We start from the raw sequence: 8,601 nt of genomic DNA, 5'->3' as shown, positions 1-8,601 counted from the left end.
TTTTAAGACGCTCTTCTTCTTTTAACCTTTTCCCCATACCGGATCATCTCCCTTATCCCTATTCTAATAAAATGGGTAGGAAGACTCCAGTTTCATTAGGGGGCCTAGGAGTATTCGCATCTTTTCTGATAGACCTCTATTTCTCTAGTGGAAAAGGATGTATTTCCGCATCTTTTTTAAGATTCTGACTGCCCGAGGATATGTTATAATTTAATAAAATAACAAAGAGCTTCTCAATCGTGGAGGAAAATGACATTTTCAGACGAAGAACAAAGTTTAGCTTTTGAAATGAAGCGAACTAAAAGAAATGTGTTTACGTTTTTTCTTTGTATTGGCTTGCTGATCATTGGCACACTAGGATATGGCATCTACTGGGCATTCTTTGATATGAATCGTCTTCCTACGGGTTCTTTACTTGATCAATCCAGCTCTCCTAACGGTACCTATACAATTAAAGCGTACCTTACAAATGGAGGAGCTACGACGGGGTATGCCCTAAGGGCTGAGCTCATTTTCAATAATAACGCTAAGAAAACAAAGAATATCTATTGGAATGATAAAGAAGAGAATGTACATATCGTTTGGATGAATGAAGATACCGTTCAAATTAATGGTCATGAATTAGAACTGCCCCATGAGAAATTTGACTTCAGGAGAAATAGATAAATAGTACAATAATCAAAAGCTGCGAGTGATTACTCGGCAGTTTTTTTGTTTTAGCCCAAGTTGGTTACGTTGAGGTTGGAGATGAACAGAGGGGGGATTGAAACTTTCACGGTTTAAAAACGTATAGAGTTGTAAAAATTTTCAATGCTGAAGACATGTTGGCGGATCTTGATTCGAATCAACAACTAGGAGAAGATGGCGATGAAACCTGATTGGAAACAAGCTGAGGAAGCCTTAAAGGATGTTGAAATCGTTGGCTACGATACCAATAAACCCGTTTCGGTCATTAGGTTCTCTGAAGAGCTGCGTTGTATCGGTATAGGAACGGATGCCGCAGTTTTTTATCACCCAAACACACCTAATTATGCCTATAAAGTATACTCGGACAAAGCGTTAGAAAAAAAGGACGTGGAAGCGGATATTTATGAACATTTATCGGAATCACCGTTTTTCGCTCGTTGTTATGGCGTAGGATCTAACTTTTTGGTATTAAGTTTTGAAAAAGGAGTTACTTTATTCGATTGCTTACTGCAAGGTGTTCATGTTCCTGAGCAAGTCATCAAAGATATTGAAGAGGCCCGCGAGTTTGTACGAAGCAAGGGGTTGAACCCGAGAGACATTCATCTCAAGAACGTTCTTATGTATGAGGGAAGAGGAAAAGTTCTTGATGTATCCGAATATATCCAAGAAGGTAACGATAATCGCTGGGAGCACTTAGTGTGGGCTTACAATCAATTTTATCCTTTGATTGGCGATGTACAGGTACCTCTATGGATCTTGGAAACCATCACGAACTGGTATAACCGAATTGATACAACGAGTTTTCGAATCGAAGATTTCTCCCGACGTGTAAGTCGTTTATTCTTTGGGGAGCGCAAATGAAATGGCTGCTGAGGCAGTCATTTTTTTCCTTGGGGCTCATTAGCGGCCGCGAGAATAATGCCTTTGAACCTATGGGTGTGGCAACGCGGGCGGAAGCTGTAACTGTCGTGATGCGTATGTTGGATCGTTAACGAAATGAAAGCAGCAGATAAAGTTCCCGTTATTCGGGACTTTGTCAGCTGCTTTTTATTGTGTTCATTGCTGAATTCGCATTAGAACAGCCTCTACAGGCCTAGATTTTGAATCCGATTTAGTAAGTTTGCCGCGTCACTAATGGTCGTTATAATCTGTGAATTCTGAAGTTTATCCAGTGCCAAATGTCCATTCACGATGACTTTATTGATCTCTTCTAACAAAATTTTGTTTTTCTCTACAATTTGCTGATGAACATCCTTAGCAATCGAAGGGACACTGCTCAAATTAAATTGTTCGATTTCCTTTTTTAAATCAAGTAATTTATTTTCAAGTTCCTGCTTGGTCTCTGGATTCGTAGCGGCATCTTTGATTAGTTGAGGCGCTTGTTCGGCAAATTCACGCAAATTTGTTAAGTGTTCCGTAGCTTGAGTTCCGTAATCAACGGTTTGATTTGCTTTTTCTAACAAAGAACAGCCACTTGCGAACATGGTTGAGAGAAGTACAAGAAAGAGTATCCATTTCTTCATCTATGTCACACATCCTTACCCATAAATTTTTCATCAAAAATCTGTTTGTTATTGGTTTACTACGTTTTTGGATACAAAGCGTTTCATTTCCGGCTTCTGGAACATGACAAAAATGCAAGATTCATGTTAGGGAAGTCGATAGCTCGACAATTTGGGCAGTGCTACAGTTAACTTACGATTTTGAGCAAAATAATAATAAGTAAAGGATGATAATGATGAAAAAGTGGCTATCGCTTAGTGTGACCGTGTTACTAATTATTTTAGTAGGAAGCCGCGCTGTTAGAAATGAGTTGAATGAGTTATATATGCCTGCAAATAGGGAATTATAAGCGATGCCATGTAGTTGTTCGTTTCGAATAATAGGTATCGAGAGGGAAGTATCCATTTCGATTTGGCTAAACTCGGTGAATGTTGTGAATCAGTAAAGGAGTAGGCGAATGGGAAAACTTGATGGCAAAGTTGCTTTAATAACAGGTGGCAATAGTGGGATCGGTTTGACAGCCACCAAGTTGTTCTTGGCAGAGGGGGCAAAGGTCGCTATTACAGGACGAAACCAAACTACGTTAAATTCAGTAGTGGAGGAGCTAGGAAGCAATGTCCTTGCGATTCAGGCCGATGCATCTGATCCAGCAAGCATGGTACATGCGGTATCTCAAATTATCACGGCCTTTGACAGACTGGATATTGTTTACGCGAATGCTGGTATAGCTTCTGCTACGCCTTTAGGCAGTACCGAGTTTTCGGTTTTCGAAGAGGTACTAAAGATTAATGTAACTGGCGTATTCTTCACAGTACAAGCTGCTCTGCCTCATCTGAAGGAAGGAGCTTCTATCATTTTGACTGGCTCTACACGTGCTACAGATGGTGCTCAGGGAAGATCCGCCTATGCGGCGAGTAAGGGTGCCATTAGCAGCATGGCCAGAGTTATGGTATCTGAATTGTCGCCACGGGGAATACGTGTAAATACTGTGGTACCTGGGGCAACACGTACAGCGATATGGAATAAGGCTACACCTGAAGAAACGGCAAAACTGGTAGATTCACAAGCGCGATCGATACCGCTTAATCGAATGGGCGATCCAGAGGAAATTGCTAATGTTGCTTTATTCCTCGCTTCCGATGAATCTTCGTTTGTGCAAGGCGCAGAAATCACAGTTGATGGGGGAGCACGTTCGGCACCATTAGGCGCACCCATTTACCGATTAAAGTCTAATACCTGATCTAGGAGGCACATATGGGAATACTTGATAATAAAATCGTATTAATTACGGGCACAGGCGGCGGATTGGGTCGATCCGCGGCACTTACCTTTGTACGAGAAGGTGCAAAGGTTATTGGCTGCGACATAAATGTTGATGCCAATAATGAGACGATTGAACTCGTACGCCGCAACGGTGGTGAAATGGCAGGACTCGCGCCTATTAATCTTACAGACCCCGAACAAGTTCGAAAGATGGTTGAGGATAGTGTTGCTGTCTATGGCGGACTTGACGTAGTCTACAACAATGCAGCCGTACAACGCTTCGGTCCTATGCCCGAATTCTCGATTGAAGATTGGCGGGCGACGATATCCGGCGAGCTCGATATTCCTTTCTTTGTGTCCAAATATGCGTGGCCGCATCTGGTTCAGCGCGGTGGCGGTGTTATCATCAATGTTGCCTCCTTGGCAGGGATGATCGCTGGAGAGACACCGCCGATGGTTGGCCATTGCGCGGCGAAAGCCGGCGTCATCGCCATGACGCGGCAATTCGCGCTGGAAGGTGCACGCCATGGCATCCGTGCAGTGGCCATTAGTCCAGGGCCATTCTTGACCCCGGCCAGTGATCGCGATCTTGGCGACAATCAAGAGGCTCGAGACGCTATAACGAAGAAGACACTGCTGAAACGCTTCGGTCAGCCTGAGGAGCTGGTTGAGCTCGCGGCATTTGTCGCTTCGGACAGAGCGTCTTACATCACAGGGGCCAACTTCGCAGTTGACGGTGGAGCTTCAGCTTGGTAATGGAGCACCAACAATTATTTCAAAGAGGAGTTGCTTCCAGCAGCTCCTTTTTTCGTTTACTCCAATACTTTTCGTACTCGTTGCGATTATGCAGCCACTTATTATCGGTTGACAAATGGGTTGAATCCATATATCCTATTATTAGATTAAATAATATTATTATAAATAGTAATATCTTTTTAATGTGTTCTTGTTTACTTTGAATTATAGAATTTTACTTAGCCTGTAGGGGGAATTGAAATGGAAATAGGTGTAGATTCATTTGTTGAAACAACACCAGATGCTCAAACTGGTGAGATGATGACTCATGCGCAGCGATTGCGTGAGGTTGTAGAGGAAATAGTCCTAGCCGATCAGGTTGGGTTGGATATATTTGGAGTCGGCGAGCATCATCGTAAGGAATTCGGGGATTCCGCTACTGCAGTCATCCTGGCTGCTGCAGCATCTAGAACTCAAAATATACGATTAACCAGTTCGGTTAGCGTACTATCTGCTGCAGATCCCGTCCGATTGTTTCAACAGTTCGCTACGCTCGATGGCATATCGAATGGGCGTGCCGAGATTATCGCGGGTCGAGGTTCCATGGTCGATGCATTCCCGCTGTTTGGGTATGATTTGAAAGACTATGAGGAACTTTTTGAAGAAAAATTGGAGCTATTATTGAAATTAAGAGATTCGGAGAAAGTAACTTGGAAAGGTGGGCATCGACCAGCCTTTACGAATCTAGGTGTGTATCCGCGACCTGTTCAGACCCCTTTGCCGATATGGCTGGGCAGCGGGGGGAACGCGGAATCTGTCATTCGAGCTGGCGTACTTGGTCTGCCACTTGTTTTAGCGATTATTGGTGGGAGTCCTTTGCAATTCGCTCCACTGGTTCCACTCTATAAGGAAGCCGCGGCTCGCGCAGGACATGACCCTGCGAAATTAAAGGTTGCTGTGCATTCCATTGGTTATGTTGGAGAAACAAATGAGCTTGCCGTTGATAAGTATTTCCCTTCCACACAAGCATCATTTAACTATTTTGGTAAAGAGCGTGGTTGGGGACATTATAGCCGAGGAAACTTTGATGCTTCACGCAGTTTAGAAGGTGCTTTGTACGTTGGAGATCCTGAAACGGTAGCCAATAAGATTATTTATATGTACAAGCATTTAGGCTTCTCACGTTTCTTCCTTCATCTGCCTGTCGGCACCATGCCAAATGAAGATGTTATGAAAGCCATTGAACTCTTAGGAACGGAAGTTGCACCGCGTGTTCGAGAAGAGGTTGCCAGATTAGAAGCTGCAAAGAAAAATGCGTGACGCTAAAGGGCTCATCCCTAGGTATAATATATGTATATTCGTTGAAACAGCCGCGCTCTGCGCGGCTGTTTCTTTTAGGCGTTGATAAATAATAACGCTCCTTTGGGGCGCTATTTCCAGCGTCGAGCGAGTCTCGCGTTGTTTTAAGACCCTTTTCGAGCGTTAAATCCTGTGTTCCCGCCTATGCGGTGGGCGAAGCACGGCTTTAACGCCCCTTTGGGGCGCTATTTCCAGCGCCGGGCGAGTCTCGCACGGATTTAAGGCCCTTTTCGGGCGTTAAATCCGGTGTTCCCGCCCAATCGATGGGCGAAGCACGACTCCCTTTTTAGGGCACTATTTCCAGCCTTGCCGAATGGGAGAATGTTCTTGTCATTGTTCTTACTGAAATTGGCATAATAGCAGTGATTGTGTTAATCAGGAGGATCTTTCATGAGATGGTTTAAAAGAGGAAAATCCAAGGAAAACGAAAATCTTCGGAAAATGAAAACCATTAACCTGGAGGAAGACATAGCGGATAATGAGTTTTCATCTGATATTCTGCAGAACGAAACCATTTTAAAAAAAGCTTTTCAGGATTGTTCTGACGTTGTATTTCGTAAAGTAGAAGTTAATCAAACCACGCAATGGCTCATTGTTTATATTGATAACTTGATTGATATGAAAATGCTGGATGAGCATGTCATAAAACCCATGTTAATCAGCATAACAAAGGATCAAATTCCGAAGGGCGCAGGAGATTTACCAAGTGAGATCTTCTCTATCGGAACAACGACGAGCTCTACTCAAACAACGGAAATCATTGTAAATGTGTTAGAAGGTTATGCTGCTATTCTCACGACTGGCACCAACCAGGTAATGACAGTCTGTATTCCTGCTACAACCCATAGAAGTATAGAGGAAGCGACATCTGAGCAGGTTATACGTGGCCCAAGAGATGGGTTCATCGAACAAATTTCAACCAATCTAAGTCTGATACGATCAAGGCTCAAAACAACTAAATTAAAAGTCGAATATATAACCATCGGAGAGCATACCCGGACTCGCATAGCGATTACATATCTAAAGGGTATCGCGTTGGATACCCTAGTTGAAGAAGTGAGAACAAGAATAAAGCCAATCAAATTGGACGGCGTACTCGACTCTGCCTATATTGAAGAATTCATTGAGGATCAACCTTATTCACCATTTCCCCAAGTGCATAACACGGAACGTCCGGATGTGGTGGCCGCTGAATTACTAGAAGGTAAAGTAGCGATTCTTGTGGATACGAGTCCATTTGCACTTGTTGTGCCTATGACCTTCTGGACAGGACTTCAGGCAAGTGAAGATTATTATGTGCGATGGCCAATCGCTACATTTATTAGATGGATTCGATTGTTTTTTATCCAATTCGCGATATTTGCTCCACCGCTGTATGTTGCGATAACAACCTTCCATCAGGAAATGATACCCACTAATCTAGTACTGAGTATTGCTGCATCGAGGGAATCCGTTCCTTTTCCTGCGATGATTGAGGCTTTTCTTATGGAAATCATATTTGAAGCGTTACGTGAAGCTGGAATTCGTCTACCGAAGCAGATAGGACCAACCATAAGTATTGTTGGGGGCTTAGTTATCGGTCAAGCAGCGGTACAAGCTGGATTGATTTCTGCTCCAGTCGTCATTATTGTATCGATTACAGGAATCTCGACTTTTACGATTCCTCGATATAGTTTTTCGAATGGTATCCGTTTACTTCGCTTCCCGATGTTGTTCTTATCGGGGACACTAGGGCTCTATGGTATTGTTCTAGGATTTCTCGGTGTTATGTTACATGTGACTTCGCTTCGCTCATTCGGAGTTCTCTATTTTTCACCGATTACACCATTAAAACTGCAAGCTTTGAAGGACGTATTAATTCGAATACCCATATGGGCGAAACGTTCGGGGGGGAATCGATGAGATCAATCAGATATATCATTATTCTCATGGTCCTTGTTATTACCAGCGGTTGTTGGGATCGGATCGAAATTAATGATCTCGCATTTATTATGGGCACTGCCTTAGATCTGACAGACGAGGGCAATATCCTATGTACCCTTCAAATTGCAATACCCTCATCAGTTGAAGGTGGAATGAGCAGTAAAAATAACGGCAACAAGTCATTCATCATCACGGAAGAAGGAAAGTATGGGAATGAGTTACATCAAAAACTTCAGAAGAAAAGCTCACGCCATTTGTTCTACTCGCATCGCAGCGTTGTGTTCATTAGTGAACGATTAGCCAAGCATGGCATCCATAATGCGCTGGATATTTTTACGCATGACCCCAGAAATCGCTTAAAGACCTATCTTGTCATTGTAAAAGGAGGAGAAGCAAGGAGTATTTTGCAATTGAATTCTCCCTTAAAGCCTGTCCCCATTGAAGCAGTAAGAGGGATGGAAGTTTCTGGGGAAGATGTCGCGGTAACATTACGTGACTTTTATCTTTTGTATGGAAGTGAAGGGATTCATCCTGTTATTGCTGTTATTGAGCCCGACGTCCACGCCAATGATCCCCAAAAACAAATTTTCAAAGTAGCGGGTACCGGTGTATTTAAAGAGCTCAAACTTGCTGGGATGTTAGATGAGAATGAAACATTAGGTCAAATGTGGGTGACGGGTAAGCTTAAAGTAGGTTTTCTATCAGGTAAATTACCCCAAGGTGAGGGACAAGTTGGCATAGTTTTAAATCATGTTAGTAGCAAAATTACAACATGGATAAAGCAGGATGCTGTCCATTTTAAAGTTCAATTGAATGGTCAAGGAAGCTTAGATGAGAACAATTCTATGCTGGATATCAACAATCCTCAAGAATTACTAATAATAAAAAAGACGTTAGAAGAGGCAGCCAAGAAACATGTACAAGCATTTATCGACAAAATCCAAAAGGAAGTTAAAGCAGATAGCGTTGGCTTTGGTCAAGAAATATATAAGAATTACCCAGATGAATGGAGCAAGTTGAAAGATCAATGGGATACACGTTTTCCTGAGGCAGATATAGAAGTTGATGTCAATCTGAAAGTCCAGGGAGCTGGCATGGTGCATTCCACCTTGGAAACTCACAACTAGGAGA

The 8,601-nt window shown here is 42.9% G+C and carries 9 protein-coding genes; 8 read left to right on the top strand and 1 reads right to left on the bottom strand.

Annotated elements, in window-relative coordinates:
• Nucleotides 1-249 precede the first annotated feature (249 nt).
• The 3 genes from AC58QT_RS05570 to AC58QT_RS05560 all read left to right on the top strand — a co-directional run bounded on the left by AC58QT_RS05570 (nucleotide 250) and on the right by AC58QT_RS05560 (nucleotide 1,679).
• Nucleotides 250-666, top strand: a complete 417-nt coding sequence (locus tag AC58QT_RS05570) for a DUF5412 domain-containing protein (RefSeq protein WP_497408062.1) — start codon at nucleotides 250-252, stop codon at nucleotides 664-666.
• A gap of 201 nt (nucleotides 667-867) precedes the next feature.
• Nucleotides 868-1,548, top strand: coding sequence for a serine/threonine protein kinase (locus AC58QT_RS05565; protein ID WP_497408061.1), 681 nt, complete (start codon nucleotides 868-870; stop codon nucleotides 1,546-1,548).
• On the top strand, nucleotides 1,545-1,679 hold the full coding sequence (locus AC58QT_RS05560) for an S-layer homology domain-containing protein (RefSeq protein ID WP_497408060.1): 135 nt from the start codon (nucleotides 1,545-1,547) through the stop codon (nucleotides 1,677-1,679). Before AC58QT_RS05565 ends, AC58QT_RS05560 begins: the two co-directional genes overlap by 4 nt.
• Before the next feature lie 93 nt (nucleotides 1,680-1,772).
• Here AC58QT_RS05560 and AC58QT_RS05555 read toward each other — a convergent pair whose 3' ends face one another.
• Nucleotides 1,773-2,210: a DUF6376 family protein gene (locus tag AC58QT_RS05555; RefSeq protein WP_497408059.1), complete on the bottom strand. Its 438-nt coding sequence runs from the start codon at nucleotides 2,208-2,210 to the stop codon at nucleotides 1,773-1,775.
• A gap of 437 nt (nucleotides 2,211-2,647) precedes the next feature.
• Between AC58QT_RS05555 and AC58QT_RS05550 the strand changes: the two genes are divergently transcribed.
• The 5 genes from AC58QT_RS05550 to AC58QT_RS05530 all read left to right on the top strand — a co-directional run bounded on the left by AC58QT_RS05550 (nucleotide 2,648) and on the right by AC58QT_RS05530 (nucleotide 8,597).
• Entirely contained in the window at nucleotides 2,648-3,430 is a 783-nt protein-coding gene (locus tag AC58QT_RS05550) for an SDR family NAD(P)-dependent oxidoreductase (RefSeq protein WP_497408058.1), read from the top strand.
• A 14-nt stretch (nucleotides 3,431-3,444) separates the two neighbouring features.
• Complete coding sequence (locus AC58QT_RS05545; RefSeq protein WP_497408057.1) at nucleotides 3,445-4,209, top strand: SDR family NAD(P)-dependent oxidoreductase; 765 nt, start codon at nucleotides 3,445-3,447, stop codon at nucleotides 4,207-4,209.
• Nucleotides 4,210-4,449: 240 nt separating this feature from the next.
• Nucleotides 4,450-5,508, top strand: a complete 1,059-nt coding sequence (locus tag AC58QT_RS05540; protein WP_497408056.1) for an LLM class flavin-dependent oxidoreductase — start codon at nucleotides 4,450-4,452, stop codon at nucleotides 5,506-5,508.
• 429 nt (nucleotides 5,509-5,937) lie between these two features.
• Nucleotides 5,938-7,449: a spore germination protein gene (locus tag AC58QT_RS05535; protein WP_497408055.1), complete on the top strand. Its 1,512-nt coding sequence runs from the start codon at nucleotides 5,938-5,940 to the stop codon at nucleotides 7,447-7,449.
• Nucleotides 7,419-8,597 (top strand): Ger(x)C family spore germination protein, encoded by a 1,179-nt coding sequence (locus AC58QT_RS05530; protein ID WP_497408054.1) that lies wholly within the window; start codon nucleotides 7,419-7,421, stop codon nucleotides 8,595-8,597. Before AC58QT_RS05535 ends, AC58QT_RS05530 begins: the two co-directional genes overlap by 31 nt.
• The last annotated feature ends 4 nt before the right edge of the window (nucleotides 8,598-8,601 follow it).

The organism is Paenibacillus sp. J31R109 (assembly GCF_059692055.1).
This window is presented reverse-complemented; position numbering and strand designations above follow the sequence as displayed.

Bases quoted from the DNA above. Each gene is read 5' to 3' on its own strand.
- AC58QT_RS05570 (WP_497408062.1), top strand. From the start codon at position 250: ATGACATTTTCAGACGAAGAACAAAGTTTAGCTTTTGAAATGAAGCGA.
- AC58QT_RS05565 (WP_497408061.1), top strand. From the start codon at position 868: ATGAAACCTGATTGGAAACAAGCTGAGGAAGCCTTAAAGGATGTTGAA.
- AC58QT_RS05560 (WP_497408060.1), top strand. From the start codon at position 1,545: ATGAAATGGCTGCTGAGGCAGTCATTTTTTTCCTTGGGGCTCATTAGC.
- AC58QT_RS05555 (WP_497408059.1), bottom strand. From the start codon at position 2,210: ATGAAGAAATGGATACTCTTTCTTGTACTTCTCTCAACCATGTTCGCA.
- AC58QT_RS05550 (WP_497408058.1), top strand. From the start codon at position 2,648: ATGGGAAAACTTGATGGCAAAGTTGCTTTAATAACAGGTGGCAATAGT.
- AC58QT_RS05545 (WP_497408057.1), top strand. From the start codon at position 3,445: ATGGGAATACTTGATAATAAAATCGTATTAATTACGGGCACAGGCGGC.
- AC58QT_RS05540 (WP_497408056.1), top strand. From the start codon at position 4,450: ATGGAAATAGGTGTAGATTCATTTGTTGAAACAACACCAGATGCTCAA.
- AC58QT_RS05535 (WP_497408055.1), top strand. From the start codon at position 5,938: ATGAGATGGTTTAAAAGAGGAAAATCCAAGGAAAACGAAAATCTTCGG.
- AC58QT_RS05530 (WP_497408054.1), top strand. From the start codon at position 7,419: ATGGGCGAAACGTTCGGGGGGGAATCGATGAGATCAATCAGATATATC.